16 protein-coding genes are annotated in these 16170 nt (G+C 74.7%); 5 read left to right on the top strand and 11 right to left on the bottom strand.

Annotated elements, in window-relative coordinates:
* The first annotated feature begins 746 nt into the window (after positions 1-746).
* Positions 747-1388 (top strand): hypothetical protein, encoded by a 642-nt coding sequence (locus OU787_RS33750; protein WP_030464585.1) that lies wholly within the window; start codon positions 747-749, stop codon positions 1386-1388.
* On the opposite strand, the gene OU787_RS33745 is transcribed toward OU787_RS33750, so the two are convergent.
* Positions 1351-1848 carry a DUF6228 family protein gene (locus OU787_RS33745; RefSeq protein ID WP_063759773.1) on the bottom strand — a complete coding sequence of 166 codons (498 nt, stop codon included), beginning with the start codon at positions 1846-1848 and terminating at the stop codon, positions 1351-1353. The two genes, OU787_RS33750 and OU787_RS33745, sit on opposite strands and share 38 nt — an antisense overlap.
* Positions 1845-2399: a TetR/AcrR family transcriptional regulator gene (locus tag OU787_RS33740; protein ID WP_030464587.1), complete on the bottom strand. Its 555-nt coding sequence runs from the start codon at positions 2397-2399 to the stop codon at positions 1845-1847. The genes OU787_RS33745 and OU787_RS33740 overlap by 4 nt, the downstream gene beginning before the upstream one ends.
* 168 nt (positions 2400-2567) lie before the next feature.
* Here OU787_RS33740 and OU787_RS33735 point away from each other — a divergent pair, with 168 nt between their 5' ends.
* From OU787_RS33735 to OU787_RS33725, 3 genes are all read left to right on the top strand, one after another.
* A complete protein-coding gene (locus OU787_RS33735; RefSeq protein ID WP_030464588.1) occupies positions 2568-3446 on the top strand; it encodes an NAD(P)H-binding protein in 879 nt (292 codons plus the stop codon).
* Positions 3447-3597: 151 nt separating this feature from the next.
* Positions 3598-4266 carry a hypothetical protein gene (locus OU787_RS33730; protein WP_051818265.1) on the top strand — a complete coding sequence of 223 codons (669 nt, stop codon included), beginning with the start codon at positions 3598-3600 and terminating at the stop codon, positions 4264-4266.
* 53 nt (positions 4267-4319) lie between these two features.
* Positions 4320-5039: a GNAT family N-acetyltransferase gene (locus OU787_RS33725; RefSeq protein ID WP_268661696.1), complete on the top strand. Its 720-nt coding sequence runs from the start codon at positions 4320-4322 to the stop codon at positions 5037-5039.
* A gap of 65 nt (positions 5040-5104) precedes the next feature.
* Here OU787_RS33725 and OU787_RS33720 read toward each other — a convergent pair whose 3' ends face one another.
* Together OU787_RS33720 and OU787_RS33715 are read right to left on the bottom strand one after the other, a co-directional pair.
* A complete protein-coding gene (locus OU787_RS33720; RefSeq protein WP_268661695.1) occupies positions 5105-5965 on the bottom strand; it encodes a class I SAM-dependent methyltransferase in 861 nt (286 codons plus the stop codon).
* A gap of 101 nt (positions 5966-6066) precedes the next feature.
* Positions 6067-6570 carry an FBP domain-containing protein gene (locus tag OU787_RS33715; protein WP_030460274.1) on the bottom strand — a complete coding sequence of 168 codons (504 nt, stop codon included), beginning with the start codon at positions 6568-6570 and terminating at the stop codon, positions 6067-6069.
* A gap of 94 nt (positions 6571-6664) precedes the next feature.
* On the opposite strand from OU787_RS33715, the gene OU787_RS33710 reads away from it, so the two are divergent.
* On the top strand, positions 6665-7240 hold the full coding sequence (locus tag OU787_RS33710; protein WP_030460273.1) for a TetR/AcrR family transcriptional regulator: 576 nt from the start codon (positions 6665-6667) through the stop codon (positions 7238-7240).
* A 51-nt stretch (positions 7241-7291) separates the two neighbouring features.
* On the opposite strand, the gene OU787_RS33705 is transcribed toward OU787_RS33710, so the two are convergent.
* The 7 genes from OU787_RS33705 to OU787_RS33675 form a co-directional block, all read right to left on the bottom strand.
* Complete coding sequence (locus OU787_RS33705; protein WP_268661694.1) at positions 7292-8725, bottom strand: hypothetical protein; 1434 nt, start codon at positions 8723-8725, stop codon at positions 7292-7294.
* 220 nt (positions 8726-8945) lie between these two features.
* Positions 8946-9452: a peptide-methionine (S)-S-oxide reductase MsrA gene (gene msrA, locus OU787_RS33700; RefSeq protein WP_030460271.1), complete on the bottom strand. Its 507-nt coding sequence runs from the start codon at positions 9450-9452 to the stop codon at positions 8946-8948.
* Between the two features lie 267 nt (positions 9453-9719).
* Positions 9720-10832 (bottom strand): phosphoserine transaminase, encoded by a 1113-nt coding sequence (gene serC, locus OU787_RS33695; RefSeq protein WP_268661693.1) that lies wholly within the window; start codon positions 10830-10832, stop codon positions 9720-9722.
* A gap of 35 nt (positions 10833-10867) precedes the next feature.
* Complete coding sequence (locus OU787_RS33690) at positions 10868-12115, bottom strand: ATP-grasp domain-containing protein (protein WP_030460269.1); 1248 nt, start codon at positions 12113-12115, stop codon at positions 10868-10870.
* A gap of 32 nt (positions 12116-12147) precedes the next feature.
* The gene (locus OU787_RS33685; protein WP_268661692.1) at positions 12148-13482 is read right to left on the bottom strand and encodes an MFS transporter; all 1335 of its coding nucleotides are present in this window, start codon (positions 13480-13482) and stop codon (positions 12148-12150) included.
* Between the two features lie 66 nt (positions 13483-13548).
* Entirely contained in the window at positions 13549-14811 is a 1263-nt protein-coding gene (locus OU787_RS33680; RefSeq protein ID WP_268661691.1) for an ATP-grasp domain-containing protein, read from the bottom strand.
* A 71-nt stretch (positions 14812-14882) separates the two neighbouring features.
* The gene (locus OU787_RS33675) at positions 14883-16142 is read right to left on the bottom strand and encodes an ATP-grasp domain-containing protein (RefSeq protein ID WP_268661690.1); all 1260 of its coding nucleotides are present in this window, start codon (positions 16140-16142) and stop codon (positions 14883-14885) included.
* Positions 16143-16170 lie beyond the last annotated feature (28 nt).

The raw sequence follows: 16170 nt of genomic DNA, 5'->3' as shown, positions 1-16170 counted from the left end.
ACCGCCACCCGCCCGCCCCCGGCCCGCGCCGCCAGTTCGGCCGCCCGCGCCTCCCCGCACCCGATCAGCGTCAACCCGCCGGGCGTCCGCGCCAGCACCCCGGCCAGCCCGTACGCGGCCCGCGCCCCGGCCCCGACCGTCCAGGCGCCGGCCGCGGTCAGCGCGGCGAGCTCACCGAAACTGACGGCCAGCAACGCGTCCGGCGGCCCGTACCGCCCGACCAGCACCCGCTGCCAGGCCACCGCCGCCCCGTAGTGCGCCACCTGCTGGAGCCCGACCGGCCCCCGCGCCAACTCCCGCCCACCGGGCGGGTCCGCCCCCAGCAGCAGGGCGGCCGGCGACGGCAGTGCCCCGGTGCCGGCACTGGCGTCGATCTCCTCGTAGACGGCCCGCAACGCGCGGCGCAGCGCCCCGTCCCGGGCGGCGGCCCGGGACAGCACCTGCACGGGGAAGTCCCCCTGGCCTGGAAACATGTGAACCGACACGGGCATGACTGCACGCTCCGCAGCAGCGAGAGGGCCGATCCGGCAGGGGCCGCACCACACCCGGCCCCGCGCCGACTCCCCTCGACACGGCCGGTGTCCGGCCCGCCACCACAGTGCCCAATCAGTACACCCACCATCCAGTCATATGAGCCTTGAATGTGTTGAAAGTTCCACCCCCTGTTGAACACCCGCCCCGGAAGCCCCCCTCACCGACCTCCGGCAAGACCGGCCGACCGACCGACCGGCCCCTATGATCGACCCGTGCAGCCGCCCCCCACCGGCAACCCCCCGCTGACCGCCGCGTTCCCGCCCGAACTCGCCGACGACGCCCGGGCGGTGCTGGCGGCCATGCCCGCCTCCCGCTTCCCGCCGATCACCCCGTTCCCCGTCCTCGTCGGGGGCCGGCCGGTCACCCTCCCCGGGCGCCTCTACAACGACGAGCCGCCGGCCCGCGCGGTGGCGTCGCTGTCGGAGCGCCAACGGCAGCTCCTGCACTGCCTCTACACGCGGAACTGGGACGGGCGAATCCGGCAGCGCCACCTGGAGGAGATCGTCGGATCCGCAGACCCCTGGGTCGTCCCGTTCGTCGTGCAACTGGTCGGCGAGTACGTCCTGGAGATCCTGGTCGTCATCCGCGACGCGCTTTCCGACCTCGCCGCCCCGGGCACCGCCGGACACCTCGCCTACGGCCGGTTCATCGCGGAGAACCCGGCCTTCTTCGCCCGCACCCAACGGCGCGTCGTGAGCTACTGGAGCTGCTACCACCGCGCCGCCCACCCGAGTTTCCGCAACCACCCGGGGCACGCCGTCCTCGCCCTCCTGCGCTCCGCCGCCTCCACCCGGACGGGACACCCCTGGCCCGACCTCACTCCAGCCGCCACCCGGGCGGGCGGCCACCACTAGCACCCGCACCCGCTCCCGCTCCCGCTCCTGCTCCCGCTGCGAACGCGGCCGACTCCGCTGCCAGCGCGGTGAGTTGCTCGCCCGTCTCCAGCCAGGTGGTCACCTCCGCCCGCCAGGTGCCGTCGGCGGTCCGCCAGGGTCGGAGTTCCCAGCTCAGTGCGGTGTGGCCGCCGGGGTGGAACACCGCTCGCAGCGTCAGGTCGCGGTCGGGGGTGCGCCACTCCCGCTCGCCTTCCCAGCCCCGGAAGTCCGCGGCCAGCGCGGCCAGGAAGCCGGGCAGCCCGCCGTCCGGTCCCAGGTCGACCACCTGCGGCAGCCGCGCCGCCAGGCCGGGGGCCCGCAGTTCCACCGCGAACCGCAGCACCCCGTCCTCCTCCTGCCGGTCCGTCAGCAGGACGCCGACCGCCCGGTTCCGTCCGCACCGCACCTCCACCGGCGACTCCTCGTGCTCCGTGCTCACTGCGCGATCATTCCGGTCAGCGCGAGGTCGAGCAGCCGGTCGGCCTGGTCGGCGGTGTCGTGTTCGCGGGCCCAGGCGGCGGCGTTCATCAGGGTGAAAAGGTCCGCGCCGGTGGTGTCGCCGCGCAGCGCGCCCGCCCGGCGGGCCCGGTCGACCAGGTGGTCGCCGATCCCGGTCAGCCGGTGGCAGGAGTCGCGGAGTTCGTCGGCGCGGGCGGCCAGGGTGGCGGCCAGGCCCTGGTAGGCGGCGGCGTGCCGGACCACCGCGCGGACCCAGTCGGCCAGTGCCCGGGCCGGGTCGGGGTGTTCGGCGAGGCCGTCCCCGTAGGCGAACAGTTCCTGGTTGCGGGTGTCCAGCAGGGCGGCGACCAGTGCGGCGCGGGTCGGGAAGTGGCCGTAGAGGGTGCCGATGGCGACGCCGGCCCGGCGGGCGACGCCTTCCAGCGAGGCGCCGGTGCCCTCCTCGCGGAAGACGGCGTCGGCCTCGGCGAGCAGCCGTTCCCGGTTGCGCAGCGCGTCGGCGCGCGGTCGGCGGCGGGCGGTCCCGGTCACGTCAGCTCCCTTTTCCGGGCGGGCACTTGTGCCCGCACCTCAATTCGAGGCATCCTCACTTTACCTCGAAACCGAGGATGCCTCAGCTTATCCGAGCCCAGCCACCGCACCACGGAACACCTGTCCTCACACCCGTCCTCATCACCACCAGACAGGGGAGAACCCGCCGTGATCCTGCTGACCGGAGCCACCGGCTCGATCGGCCGCCACCTGGTCCGCCGACTCGCCGCCCGGGGCGCCGAGTTCCGCGCCCTGGTCCGGGACGAGGCCAAGGGCCGCGCCCTGGGCTGCGCGTACACCGTGGGCGACTTCGCCGACCCCGGCTCGCTCGCCGCCGCGTTCGACGGGGTCGACCGGCTCTTCCTCAACGGGCCCGGCGCCGTACCGGTGGACGGGGAGCAGCCGATGCTCCGTCAGCTCGGCGCCGTCATCGACGCGGCCGCGGCGGCGGGCGTCGAACGGGTGGTGAAGGTCTCGGTCCGGCACGCCGCCCCCGGCCGCCCGCTCTCCGAGGGCGTGCACGGCGCGCTCGACCGCCGGCTCGCGGCGTCCGGCCCGGCCGCCTGGACGCTCCTGCAGCCCTCCGGCTTCCTGCAGAACCTGCTGGCCCCGGGCACCTTCACCCCCGACGGGCGCCTGGTCGGCCGCTACGGCGGCGCCCCCGTCTCGCACATCGACTGCCGGGACATCGCCGACTGCGCGGAGGTCCTGCTGACGGGGCCGCCGCGCCCGGGCGAGTCCTTCGCCCTGACCGGGCCGGAGGCCGTCACCGACCGGCAGCTGGCCGACCGCGTCTCCCGCGCCCTGCACCACCCGGTCGGACTGCTCCCCCGCACCCCGGACGAGGTCGCCGCCGACCTGACCGCCCAGGGCGCCCCGGCCGGCTTCGCCGCCGAACTGGCCGTCCTGCTGCACGAGGTCGCCGCGGGCTCGCTGGCCGAGGTGACCACCGCCGTCCCCGACCTGCTCGGCCGCCCCGCCCGCACCGTCGACGCCTTCCTCACCGACCACCTGCCGGCCTTCCGCACCGCCCTCCGCCTCCCGTGAACCCCCTCCCACCCCTGACTGGCCGCCATCGCCCGCCCCGCGCACCGAAGTTGAGTACGGGTACTCTGTCCGCCGATCCACCGCACACGGAACGATCGCCACACCGCCGGGCCGCCGGGCCCGCCCCACCGAACCGACCGGAGCGCCCACCGTGAAACGTCCCGCCCTGGCCGCGGCCACCGCCGTACTCGCAACGGGCGCCCTGCTCACCGGCTGCGGCTCCACCCACGCCCCCTCCGACCGGGCGGGCGCCGCACACCCCGCCGTCTCCGCCGCCCCTCCTTCCGCCTCCGCGTCCGCCTCCGCCTCCGCGTCCGGTTCGGCGGGCAGCACGCCGGAGGAGGCCCAGCGGAAGTTCGAGGAGCAGCAGAAGCAGGCGGCGGCCGAGCACGACAAGACCTTCCCCGCCGTCGCCGCGGCCTGCGCGGGCAAGTCCACCGCGACACCGTCGCCCACCCCCGCGGCCACGGCGTCCGGCGGCTACCAGCCCGAGAACCCCAAGTACAGCGAGAACCACGCCTACGCCCAGCTGATGCCGCTCAACCCGCTCCAGCAGTGCCGCGGCGACGCCCACGCCGCCCGCCTCACCGCCGAGGCCGCCAAACAGCCCCCCACCGGACCGGACCAGGCCAAGGCCCTGCTCACCCGCCTCGGCTACCCCGGAGCCACAGTCAACCAGACCGCGAACGGCGTCCAGTTCTCCGTCTCCGTCCCGAAAGTCGGCCCCTGCCTGTCGGGCACCCTGTCGGCCACCCCCCAGATCGAGGCACACGGCCCGTACCTGGAGGGCGGCTGCGAACGCCCGAAGGGCGGCCACTGAGCCCCCCGGGAAACCCCTCGCCGACGCGTCAACCGCCCAGCCAGAATGGCACGATGACGACCGACCCACTGCTCCGAAGGGCGTCCGGCCTGTGGCAGGGGCTGGCCGCCACTCCTGCCGCCGCCTTCCCCAGCCCGGGCACCGCGACCGTACTGGTGTCCCCCGGCTCCGGGCTGTGCCCGCGCGGATGGGTCGGCCTGCTGACCCTGGGCGGCGCGACACTGGCCACCGCACCGGACGTCCGCCGGGCCGCCCTGCTGCGCGACACGCTGCGGTCCCACCCGGAGGCCGCCCAGGACGCCGATCTGCTGCGCGCGGCCCTCCCGGCCACTCGCTTCCTCGGGCCCGCCGTCCTCGCCTACCTCGCCCCCGACGCCCTCGTCCCGGACGCCACCGGCCCCACCGTCCGGCAGCTCCCTCCCGACCACCCGGCGTTGCGCGCCCTGGCGGCCCGGGCCACCGAGGAGGAACGCGACGAGGCCTCCCTCGACGAGATCACTTCCCCCGCGTTCGCCGTGCTCCGGGGCGAACGCGTCCTGGCCGCCTGCGGTTACCGCAACTGGCCGCACGAGACCGCCCAGTTCAGCGTCCTCACCGCCCCGGACGCCCGCAACCGCGGCCTGGCCCGCGCCGCCGCGGCAGCGGCCGCTGCCCACGCCCTCGCCGTCGGTCTCCTCCCCCAGTGGCGCGCCCGCGTCCCGGCCTCCCGCCGGGTCGCCACCCGGGTGGGTTTCCGCGAACTGGGCACCCAGCTCTCCGTCGAACTCCCCTGACCCGCCCTCCCGGCGACCCGAACTCCCGCCGCGAACCGGGCGCCCAGTCCGCCGCCCGGCTCCGCTCAACGACGGGCCGAGACCAGCAGCGCCGCGTGCGGGAGCGCCAATCCGCCGTCCGCCGTGCGGAACTCCTCGGCGAGGCGCCCGAACTCCCGCCGGACCCGGGTCCGGACGGCCGGTGGCTGGCTGTGCAGCAGTTCGCCGAGGAAGGCGACCCGGGCGGCGGGGCCGGACCACCACTCCTCCTCGGTGGTGCGGTGGTCCCAGCGCAGGGTGCGGCACTGCGCGTCGTGCAGGCCGCCGGCCGTGAGCAGCGCGGTGAAGCCGTCGGGGCTGCCGAGCGCCTGGAGTGCGGCGGGCGGCGGCGGGAGGTGGGCGGGCCGGGGGACGCCGGCGGCTTCGACGGCCCGGCCCAGCAGGGCCTGTCCGGGCGGGGCGGGGGTGGCCCAGGCGGTGAGGGCGAGGCGGCCGCCGGGGCGCAGGACGCGGCGCAGTTCGGCGACGGCGGCGCGCTGCCGCCCGACGTGGTTGATCACGAAGTTGCCGACCACCGCGTCGAACGAGGCGTCGGCGAAGGGGAGTTCGGGGAGCGTCGCGGCGCGCACCTCGGCCGCCGGGGCGTTGCGCCGGGCCTCGGCGAGCATGCTCGGTTCGGCGTCGACGGCGGTGACCCGGGCGTCGCGCGCGCAGGCGGCGGCCGCGGCGGCGCCCGTCCCGGTGCCGACGTCCAGCACGGCGCTGCCGGGCCCGACCGCGGCGGCGTCCAGCAGCGCGGGTACCGGGTGGGCGCACAGGCGGGCGAAGCTCGCGGCGTAGGCGGCGGCCCGCCCGCTCCACATCCGCCGCTCCAGGGCGTCGAACGCTTCGAGGACGGCCGCCGTGTCCGGCACCCCGGCCGCGTCGCCCACCGCGAAACCCGCCATCCGCCCCACCCACCCCTTCGCCCGCACGCCGGTTCGCCGGTTCGCCCGCGCGCCCCTTCGCCCGCAGCCTACCCAGCCGTCCCGCTCCCCCTGACGGTGGTTCAGCCCGTCGGCGCCGCCTCCCCGCGGACCTTGGCCAGGAAGGCCGCCAGGTTGCCGCGCATCCGTTCGATCCGCTGCTCCTGTGTCAGCGACTCGTGGATCTTGGTGCCGGTCTCGCGCAGGCCGCGGACGTACAGCGGGCAGGCCAGGTCGCTGCACATGTACGCGCCGACCGAGTTGCCCTGTCGCCCGGCGGGGCCGGCCAGCGGGGCCACCAGCAGGGAGACCCCGCCGGTGTGGGTGGTGACGCAGAGCGAGCAGATGCTGCGGCGGGGCTGCCAGGACGCGCCGGAGGAGGAGCGCAGGACGACGGCCTGCGGGCGGCCGTCCAGCTCGGCGACCAGGTAGGCCCGGTCGGGGGCCTGCGGGTCGCGCCAGCCGAGGAAGTCCAGCTCCGGCCAGGGCTGTTCGGGCAGCTCGCGGGGCAGGTTCAGTCGTTTCGCCTCGCCCTTGGAGCAGTTCAGGAACGCGGCGCGGATCTCGGGATCGGTCAGCTCTCTCACGAAACACCACGCTAATTTGCCTAAGTCGTTTAGGCAAATGGATAATGGGTTCAGGAAGCACGACCGGACGACGAGGAAGGGACGGGTGGCCGCGGTGGCACGTGCAGGTCTGACCCCGGAGGTACTGGCCCGAGCGGGCGCGGAACTCGCCGACGAGGTGGGCTTCGAGCAGGTGACGGTGACCGAGCTGGCCCGCCGCTTCGACGTCAAGGTCGCCAGCCTGTACTCGCACGTCAGGAGCTCGCACGACCTCAAGGTGCGGATCGCCCTGCTCGCCCTGGCCGAACTCGCCGACCGCGCCACCGACGCCGTCGCCGGCCGGGCCGGCCGCGACGCCCTGGCCGCCTTCGCCGAGGCCTACCGCGGCTACGCCCGCGAGCACCCGGGCCGCTACGCCGCCGCCCGGCTGCGCCTCGACCCCGAGACCGCCGCCGCCAGCGCCGCCCCCCGCCACTCCCAGCTGACCCGGGCCATCCTGCGCGGCTACCACCTCCCCGAGCCCGCCCAGACCCACGCCGTCCGCCTCCTCGGCGGCGTCTTCCACGGCTACATCGACCTCGAGGCCGCCGGGGGCTTCGCCCACACCCCCGTCCCCGCGCAGGAGTCCTGGGACTGGATCGTCGACTCCCTCGACACCCTCCTCCGCACCCGCCCCGCACCGGGGTCATAGGAGCCGCACGACCGACCGACCGTCAGCCCGCGGGGCCGCGCCCGGTGCCGCTCACCGGCTACCCCACCCGCCGGCGGCGCCGGACGCGGCCGCCTCCCGCCACTTCGCCCGCCGGCGCTCTTCCTCCTCCCGCTGGGCGGCGACATCGGGGATCGCGGCGATCGCCTCGGCGAACCGGCCCTGCCGGAGCAGCAGTTCGGCCAGCTGGGTGCCGGCCCGCTTGCCCGGCATCCCGCGCAGGAGGGCGTCGGCCTCCGCGACCCGGCCGTCCTGGGCGAGCAGCCAGGCGACGGTCAGCTCGCGGTCCTCGACCTCGTCGGCCTCGTCGGCCTCCCCGCCCCCGTCGACCGGCAGGGCCGCGATCTCCGCGAGCGCCTCCGGGGCCCGGCCCGCCTCGCCCATCAGCCACCAGCGGTTGGAGCGCACCCAGTGCGCCTCGTGCTCGGCGAGGAACTCGGGGCTGCGCTCCTGCGTGAGCGCGATCGCCCGGTCGTGCAGGCCGTGTTCGGCGAGCAGGAGCAGGGCCGACTGGAGGAGGTTGTCGTCGTAGAGGTCGTCGAACGTGCCGGCCGCGGCCTCGATGCCGTCCGCCGGGCGGCCCTGGCGGAAGAGCAGCTCCATCAGCATGCTCTCGTACCAGCCGGGCTTTCCGGCGGCGATGAGGCCGCGCAGGTACGCCTCCGCCTCCCCCGCCCGTCCGGCGTCCTCCAGGGCCCTGACGTACACGGGGACGGCGGCGCGGCTCTCGGTGTCGGCGAGGCTCCGCAACTCCTCGATCCGGCCGTGCCGGGCCAGCAGTTCGGCGTAGGACTCCACGTTGTTCAGCGGCCCGTACCGGCGCGCGGCCACGTCCGCGCCGAACTGCCGGATCGCCTCGTCCGCGCGGCCGGAGCGCTCGAGCACCCGCGCCTGCCCGGACAGCGCCTCCCACGGGCCGCCGCCCCCGCCCCGCCCCGGGCTGCGCCGGAACTCCTCGGCCAGCGGGGCCAGCAGCTCCAGCACCCGCTCGTCGCACCCCTGTCCCTCGGTCAGCTCCACCAGGGCGCCCAGCACCCGCCGGTCGCGCAGGTGCGGCGCCAGGACGTCGACCGCCTCGTCCGCCCGCCCCGCGCGGACCAGCACCTCGGCGTGGTCCCGCGCCGCGGCGGCCACGTCCTCCGTCCCCTCGCTCCCCGCCGTCCCCGCCGGGCGCGACAGCTCCAGCGCCTGCTCGATCCGGCCCCACCGCACCAGGACGTCGGCCCCCACCCGTACCGCCGGGCGCCACCCCGTCCCCACGAACGGCTCCACCACCGCCCAGGCCCGCCCGAACTCCCCCGCCGCGCACAGCCCCCGCACCGCCCCCTCGGCGCAGAACCAGTCGCCCCGCTCCTCCGCCGCCCCCACCAGGGCCTCCAGCCCGCCGCCATCGAGGACCTCGTCCACGATCCGCGGCAGGACACCGCCGAGGTTCGCCACCTGCCACTGAAGATCATCCACGTTCACGGGGGCACCCTACGACCTGCCCGGCGGGCGGTCACCCCCCGAACAGCCCCCGCACAGCCCACGGAGCAGGCCCGGACCGAACCCGGATCGGGCCCGGGCCGCCGCTGCTCCGCCCCGCCCCGTCCCGCCCCGCCCCGCCCATCGCGAACGGCGGCCACCGGAACCGGTGACCGCCGTACGCCCTGGTGTTTCGCCCCTCAGCCCTCGACCGGGCCTCCGGTCACGCGCCCTCGCGCACCGGGAGCTTCCAGCCCGGGCGCGGGTAGTGGCAGGTGTAGCCGTTGGGGTAGTGCTGCAGGTAGTCCTGGTGCTCGGGTTCGGCCTCCCAGAAGTCGCCGACCGGGGTGACCTCGGTGACGACCTTGCCCGGCCAGAGACCGCTCGCGTCGACGTCCGCGATGGTGTCGAGGGCGGTGGCGCGCTGGGCCTCGTCCGCGTAGAAGATCGCCGAGCGGTAGCTGCTGCCGATGTCGTTGCCCTGCCGGTCCACGGTGCTCGGGTCGTGGATCTGGAAGAAGTACTCCAGCAGCGTCCGGTAGCTGATCCGCTCCGGGTCGTAGACGATCTCCAGCGCCTCGGCGTGGCCGGGGTGGTTGCGGTAGGTGGCGTGCGCGTTCTCGCCGCCGGTGTAGCCGGTGCGGGTCGACTGGACGCCGGGGAGGTTGCGGATCAGCTCCTGCATTCCCCAGAAGCAACCGCCGGCCAGGACAGCACGGTCCGTGGTCATCTAGTACTCACTCCTCGCATGGGACGTCGACTCGTCCCGCCCGGGCGCCGCCCCGGCGGGACCATCCGGTCCAACCTCCCGGACGCCCCCGATGTTCCCCGTCCCGCTCCCCGTCGGCCGGGGCGCCCGCTCAGCCGGCCAGCCCCCTCCAGCACCCTCCGGCTCCGGTGCTGCGACCTCACGGGTGGGGATCGGAGCCTTCGCCGTACGGGTTCCGCCCTCGGACGAGGGCGGAACCCGTAGACCGGCCACCACCTCGCGCGGACCCTAGGCGAGTCGCTCGATCACGTAGTCGATGGACGCGGTGAGTGCTTCCGCGTCGGCGGGGTCGATGGACGGGTAGCAGGAGATCCGCAGTTGGTTGCGGCCGAGCTTACGGTAGGGCTCGGTGTCGAGGATGCCGTTGGCGCGGAGGGTGGCGGCCAGCGCGGTGGCGTCGATGCTCTCGTCGAAGTCGATGGTGGCGACGACGGGCGAGCGGAACAGGGGATCGGTGACGAAGGGCGTGGCCGCGGGCGACTTCTCGGCCCACGTGTACAGGCGCGAGGAGGAGTCGGCGGTGCGTTGCGCGGCCCACTGCAGGCCGCCGCGGGAGTTGATCCAGTCGAGCTGGTCGGCGAGGAGGACGAGGGTGGTGAGGGCGGGGGTGTTGTAGGTCTGGTCCTTCGCGGAGTTCTCGATCGCGGCCGTGAGGGAGAAGAACGGCGGGATGTACCGGCCGGAGGCGGCGATGGCGTGCGCCCGGTCGATCGCGGCCGGGGACAGCAGCGCGATCCAGAGGCCGCCTTCGGAGCCCAGGTTCTTCTGCGGGGCGAAGTAGTAGGCGTCGCACTGACTGATGTCGACGCTCACGCCGCCGGCCGCCGAGGTGCCGTCGACCAGGTGCAGCGCTCCGGGATCGGCTTGCGCGACGCGTTGGACGGGGGCGATCACGCCGGTCGACGTCTCGTTGTGGATGAGGGCGTAGGCGTCGACCCCGGACTCGGCGCGCGGCTGCGTGCAGGTTCCCGGCGGTGCGGAGATGACGCTGGGTTCGGCGAGCCAGGGCGTGGCGGCCGAGGCCGCGAACTTGGCCGAGAACTCGCCGATGACCAGGTGCTGGGACTTGCGGCCGATGAGGCCGTAGGCGGCGATGTCCCAGAACGCGGTGGCTCCGCCGTTGCCGAGGACCACCTCGTATCCGTCCGGCAGGTCGTACAGGTCGGCCAGTCCTGCGCGGATGCGGCCGACGATGGCCTTGACCGGCGCCTGGCGGTGCGAGGTGCCGAAGACGGTCTGCTCCGCCAGGGCGGCCAGGGCCTCGGGGCGGATCTTGGAGGGGCCGGAGCCGAAACGGCCGTCGGCGGGCCGCAGGGCGTCGGGGATGGTGATCGCGGTCATGGGGCTGGGCTGCTTCTTTCTGGGGGCGGGCGGGATCAGCCGATGCGGGGGCGGGCGAGTTCGGCAGCCCGGGCCAGGGCGTCCTGGACGTCCTGGTAGCGGGGGGCGCGCACCAGGGCGCTGGCGAGTTCGCAGCTGCCGGCGTCCCCCGGGGGCAGGACGATCTTGTCGCCGGGGACCGCGCCGAAGAAGAAGTGCTCCAGGCCGCCGATGCGCAGAACCTCGTCGAGTCCGTCGAAGCCCTGGAAGACGCCCTCGGTGGGGCTGAGGACGCTGCGGCTGCCGAAGAAGGCGTCCGCGCGGTGCTCCAGGTCGGGCGCCTGACCGGCGGTCAGCCGGACGAGGTTCTCGTGGAAGGGGATCCCGGTGCTTCCGGGCACCAGGTGCGAGGTGATGAACCCGCCGCCGGGGCGGGCGGCGATCTCCAGCAGTTTGGCGGTCCCGTCCGGCAGGACACGGCACTCGAGGTGGAACCCGCACCAGTCGAGCCCGATGGACCGGGTCACCTCGCGGGTCAGGGCGTGGACCGTCTCGACGGTGTCCGCGGGGAGGGCGGAGGGGTGGATCTCCTGGTACTCGACGTAGTAGGGGTAGGTGACCAGCTTGTCGGTGATTCCGGCGATGTAGGTGACGCCGTCGTGGACGAAACCTTCGACGCTGTGCTCGGTCCCGCCCAAGCGCTCCTCGTAGACGAACTCGCCGGGGTAGTCGCCGAAGATCGACGCGACGCTGGGCAGGGTGAGCGCGACAGCCTGGCGGTACAGCGCGGCCAGGTCGGTGTCCGGCTCGACCTGGAGGATGGAGCGGCTGCCGCTGCCGCCGGCGGGCTTGAGGACGGCGGGCGCGCCGATCTCCTCGCGGGCCGCGGCGAGTTCCTCGAACGAGGTCACGTGGCGGAACGCCGGGATGAGGTCGGGGCGGTGGGACAGGGCCGCGCGCATGGAGTGCTTGTTGCGGGCCCGGTGTGCGGCCTCGACCGGCACACCGCGCCATCCGCACCGCTGGGACAGCGCCGCGGCGAGCTCGACGCCGCCGTCCGTCCAGGCCAGAGCGCCGCTGGCCCCGGTGCGCTCGGCCAGGCGCAACCCCGCGTCGAGGGCTGCCTCGCGGTCGGAGAGGTTCGCCTTCTCGACGTCGTGGATCAGGTCGGTGTGCAGTCCGGCCGCCACGGAGCCGAGCACGGCGACTCGGTAGCCGGCGTCGCGGGCGGCGAACAGGGCGCGGTTGGCCTCCTGCGGGCCTCGGCGAGTGCCGACGTAGATGACGGTGGGGCGCGGGGTCATGTGGATGGGCTCCTGGGCTCGGACGGCCGGGGTCAGCCGGCGGCGGTGTCGGATGCTACAGCGGGCAGGGTCGGGTTCGGTCGCGGCTTCGGCAGGGAGCGGCCGGCCGCCGCGCTCATGCCTGCGGCCCCGGTGGTGAACAGCCCGCACAGGGCCGCCCAGCCACCGGCGCCCAGTGGCAGGAGGGCGCCGAGGACGAGCGCGGGTCCGAGCAGGCCGTGGACGGTGACGCTCGTGCTGAAGGCTCCCAGGTAGCGCGCGTAGGCCGCGGGCGGTGCCATGGCGTCGGACAGGAACCAGGCCGCCGCGGCGTGGAAGTTCTCCCCCAGGGTGAGCAGGACCACGGCACCGCCCAGGAGCGCCGTGCCGACGGCGGTGGGAGCCGCGGTGACGCAGGCGAACAGCAGGCAGGCCGCGCACAGCACGGCGGCGGCACCCCACAGCAGCCGCAGGGCGCGGGACCGGTCCATGTCCAGGGAGGAGATCCACACCTGGACGCCGACGGTCAGCGCGGTGTTGACGGCCAGGAGGATCGGGACGGTGCTCTCGGGCACCGAGGAGTGGCGGATCGCCCAGACCGGCAGCGCGACGACGAGAACGGTGTCGTGGAGGCACATGAGGGCGTTGCCGACCGTCAGGGCCATGAACGAGGGGTGCCTGAACGGCGAGCGGACCGTGGCCGGCACGGCGGGGGCGGGCTCCCCCTTCACCGTGCCGGCGTCGGGGTCCGCCGGCAGGTCGGCGGCGTCGGTGCCGGGGTCGGCCGCCCGGGTCGCCCTCAGGGCTCGTCGGACGCACGCGGCCGTCACCACGAACGTCAGGCCGTTGGCGAGGAACAGCAGTTGGACCAGGACGTGGCTGTGCGCGGCGACCGCGGAGGCGGCGACGAGCGTGCCGAGGGTGTAGCCGACGTTGCGCAGCGCCCGGATCGAGGCCATGGTGCGGTTGCGTTCCCGGCTGCCGACCACCACGCGGACGGCCGCCTGGGTGAGGGGCGAACAGGCCCGGTCCGCCATCGTCGCCAGGCAGGTGACGAGGAAGTACCCGGTGAATCCGTCGACCAGGGCGTAGAGGCTGTAGGAGACGGCCCTGAGCAGCAGCAGCCACAGGTAGACGCGGCCGACGCCGTACCGGTCCGCCAGCCGGCCGCCGGGTGCCCCGCTGACCAGGCCCAGAACGCCGGCGACCGCCAGGGCCAGGGCGACGCCGGTGGGCGCGATGCCGACCTGGCCGACGAAGTAGAGGGTGGCCACGGCCAGGAAGAGGCCGGATCCGAACGAGTCGACGAAGGAGCCGGCGGCGAGGGTGCGGCCGGCGCCGCGCGCCGGGAGCAGGCGTCCCGCGAGGGTGGAGGCGATGGTTTTCATGGGGCCGTTCGGCACGTTGACGACGGGGGGCAGACGGGGGCAGACGGGGTCGGACGGGGGTGGGGATCAGGATTCGACCGGTTCGACGGCGAGGGCCGTGCGGAACCAGGCCGAGACCCCCCGGAGCCGGGCGGTCACCTCGGCGGCGTCGGGTCCCGAGACCACCACGCGCCCGGAGCGGGCGTTGGAGTCCTTCAGCACGTCGGTCACCGTCGCGCCCGGCTTCACCTTCATCTCGACGACCTCGACCCCGGGCTGCTGCCTCACTTCGTCGTCGGTGGGGACGACGGTGGCCCGCCCCCGAACCGCCGGGAGGTGGACCCAGCCGAAGGTCCGCGGGTCCTGTTCGGCCGTGGCGACGGCCGAGGGCAGCGCGAGAACGGCCCGGGCCCATTCGTCGTGCAGGTCCACCCCGAACTTGAGCTGGACGACCGTGTCCACGCGGCCTCCGCCGACGCGACCGGCGCACTCGCCGAAGACCAACGCCCGGTCCTGTTCGAAGACCTCCAGGTGGAACACCCCGTCGGTGTGGCCCAGAGCCCGCAGCGAGCGCGTGGCGACGTCCGCGGCCCTGCGGTACAGACCGGCGTGCTCGTCCGGGTCGAGGGTCGTGGAGCCGACCAGGCCTCCGGTCCGGAAGTCCATGACGTTGGCGAGGTAGCGCGAGACGGACAGCAGGAGCAGGCCGCCCTGGCGCACGACGCCGTCCAGGTGCAGTTCGCCGCCCTCGACGAAGCTCTCCGCCAGCCACGGGCCCGAGTGCTCCGAGCCCTCGCGCTGCGCCAGTTCTTCGGCCTCTTCCGTGGACCGCACCACGCTCGTGCGCCGCACGCCCGCTTCGTCGAAGGGCTTGATGACGAACGGCGGGGCGAGGGGGGCGAGGGCGAGCTCGGCCAGGGTGTCCACGACGCACGCCTCGGCGACCGGGATGCCCGCGGCGCGTACCAGCTGCTTCTGGACGAACTTGTCGCGCAGGGCGAGAGCCAGCGGCACCGGCCACGCCCGGCAGCCGAGGGCCTCGCCGACGAGGGAGGCCGTCACCAGCGGAAACTCGTCGGCGGAACAGACGATCGCGTCGGCGGTGAGCCGGATCCCGGTGCGGGCCAGCGCTGCGAGGACCTCGGCGGCATCGGTGAGGGTGCCCGCGACGACCACGGTGTCGACGTCCGCCGTCTCCCGGGCGGCGGACGCGTCGGACGGCTCGCACACGCACACGACGCGGGCCCCGTAGCCGGTGAGAGCGCGCAGGACTTCAGTGGGCTTCCAGCCCAGGACGACGACGTCCACGGCTTCGGCCGCTGTGTCGGTGCGGGGATCGGTTGCGGTCATCTTCCACGGCTTCCGTTGGTCGCGGCTGGGTTCGGGGTCGGGAACGAGGCGCTGGAGCACCGGATCAAGGATCAAGGGGTCGGGACGACGACGGTCGCGTTCCTGAACCACTGCGACAGCTTTCGCAGGTCCTCGGTGACGCTCTCCTCGTCCGGGCCGTGGACCAGCACGCGGGCGGCCCGCAGGTGGGAACTGGTCGTCAGATCGCCCACGACGTCGCCCACGGCCACGTCGAGTTCGGCGTGCAGCACCCCGGGTCGGGCCGTCAGCGCGTCCTGCGTGGGCAGTTCCGTCACCGTGCCCTGGGGGAGCGTCAGGTGGATGTACCCGACGCTGCCTTCCGGATCGGGGAGCTGCTCGGGCAGGGCCGAGGGAAGGCGGAGCACGGAGCGGGCCCACTCGTCGTAGATGTCCACGTCGAAGCAGTGCCGGAGCTGCTCGTCCGTGAGCGCACCGCCGACCCTGCCCCCGCACTCGCTGAAGACGACGTCTTCGCCGTTGACGAAGACCTCGAGGTGGAAGACGCCGTCCTCGAAGCCCAGTGCTGCCAGCGCCCGCGAGGTCAGTTCGCCCACGCGCCGGTACAGCTCGGGATGGCGGGCCGACGGGAGCGAGGCGGAACCCGCGAGCCCGCCGTCGTGGATCCTGATCAGGTTGTCCAGGTAGCGGGAGACGGACATGAACCGCAGCCGTCCGTCCCGGATCACGCCGTCGACCTGGGCCTCCCAGCCGTCAATGAACTCCTCGACCAGCCAAGGGCCGTGCAGGCCCTGCTCGGTGAGGCGTGCGGCGAGGGACTCGGCGGCCTCCGCGTCACCGATCCGGTACGTGTCGGCACTGCCCGCCCCGCACACCGGCTTCACCACGACCGGCCCGTCCGCGGCCGCGCCGGCCAGGTCCGGCGTGGTGGCGACGACCCGGCAGGACGCCACCGGCAGCCCCGCCCGCCGCACGGACTCCTTCTGCACCGCCTTGTCCCGCAGGGCCAGGGCCGCGTCCAGGGGAATCGCGCTGTTTCCCGCGGCGGCTCCCAGCAGGGACGCCGTCAGCACGGTCAGCTCCGTGGGACTGCAGACCGCGTCGAAGTCCCCGGCGGAACGTCCGTGCCGAGCCAGCACGGCGGCGACGTCCTCGGCACGCGTCGGGTCCGCGGCGACCCAAGTCGCGCCCAGGCCCAGCTCGCGGCACTTCGCCGCCTCGTGCGGATCGACCACGCTGGTGACGACGGCTGCGTGCCGGACCAGCGCCTTGATCGCCTTGGCCTTCCAGCCCACGACCAGGACTTCGCGGTCCGCAACTGCAACAGGCGCATCCACCGGCTGTGTCACCATCTCTCGTTCCTGCCTTGCCTCGCGGTCC

The organism is Kitasatospora sp. YST-16, assembly GCF_026802215.1.
In the GTDB taxonomy this organism is placed as follows: domain Bacteria; phylum Actinomycetota; class Actinomycetes; order Streptomycetales; family Streptomycetaceae; genus Kitasatospora; species Kitasatospora cineracea.
The sequence above is the reverse complement of the archived record's forward strand: the minus strand, read 5'-3'. Positions and strand labels throughout refer to the sequence as shown.

Coding starts and splice junctions, on each gene's coding strand:
- OU787_RS33725 (WP_268661696.1), top strand. CDS start 4,320: ATGACGACCGACCCACTGCTCCGAAGGGCGTCCGGCCTGTGGCAGGGG.
- OU787_RS33720 (WP_268661695.1), bottom strand. CDS start 5,965: ATGGCGGGTTTCGCGGTGGGCGACGCGGCCGGGGTGCCGGACACGGCG.
- msrA (WP_030460271.1), bottom strand. CDS start 9,452: ATGACCACGGACCGTGCTGTCCTGGCCGGCGGTTGCTTCTGGGGAATG.
- serC (WP_268661693.1), bottom strand. CDS start 10,832: ATGACCGCGATCACCATCCCCGACGCCCTGCGGCCCGCCGACGGCCGT.
- OU787_RS33690 (WP_030460269.1), bottom strand. CDS start 12,115: ATGACCCCGCGCCCCACCGTCATCTACGTCGGCACTCGCCGAGGCCCG.
- OU787_RS33685 (WP_268661692.1), bottom strand. CDS start 13,482: ATGAAAACCATCGCCTCCACCCTCGCGGGACGCCTGCTCCCGGCGCGC.
- OU787_RS33680 (WP_268661691.1), bottom strand. CDS start 14,811: ATGACCGCAACCGATCCCCGCACCGACACAGCGGCCGAAGCCGTGGAC.
- OU787_RS33675 (WP_268661690.1), bottom strand. CDS start 16,142: ATGGTGACACAGCCGGTGGATGCGCCTGTTGCAGTTGCGGACCGCGAA.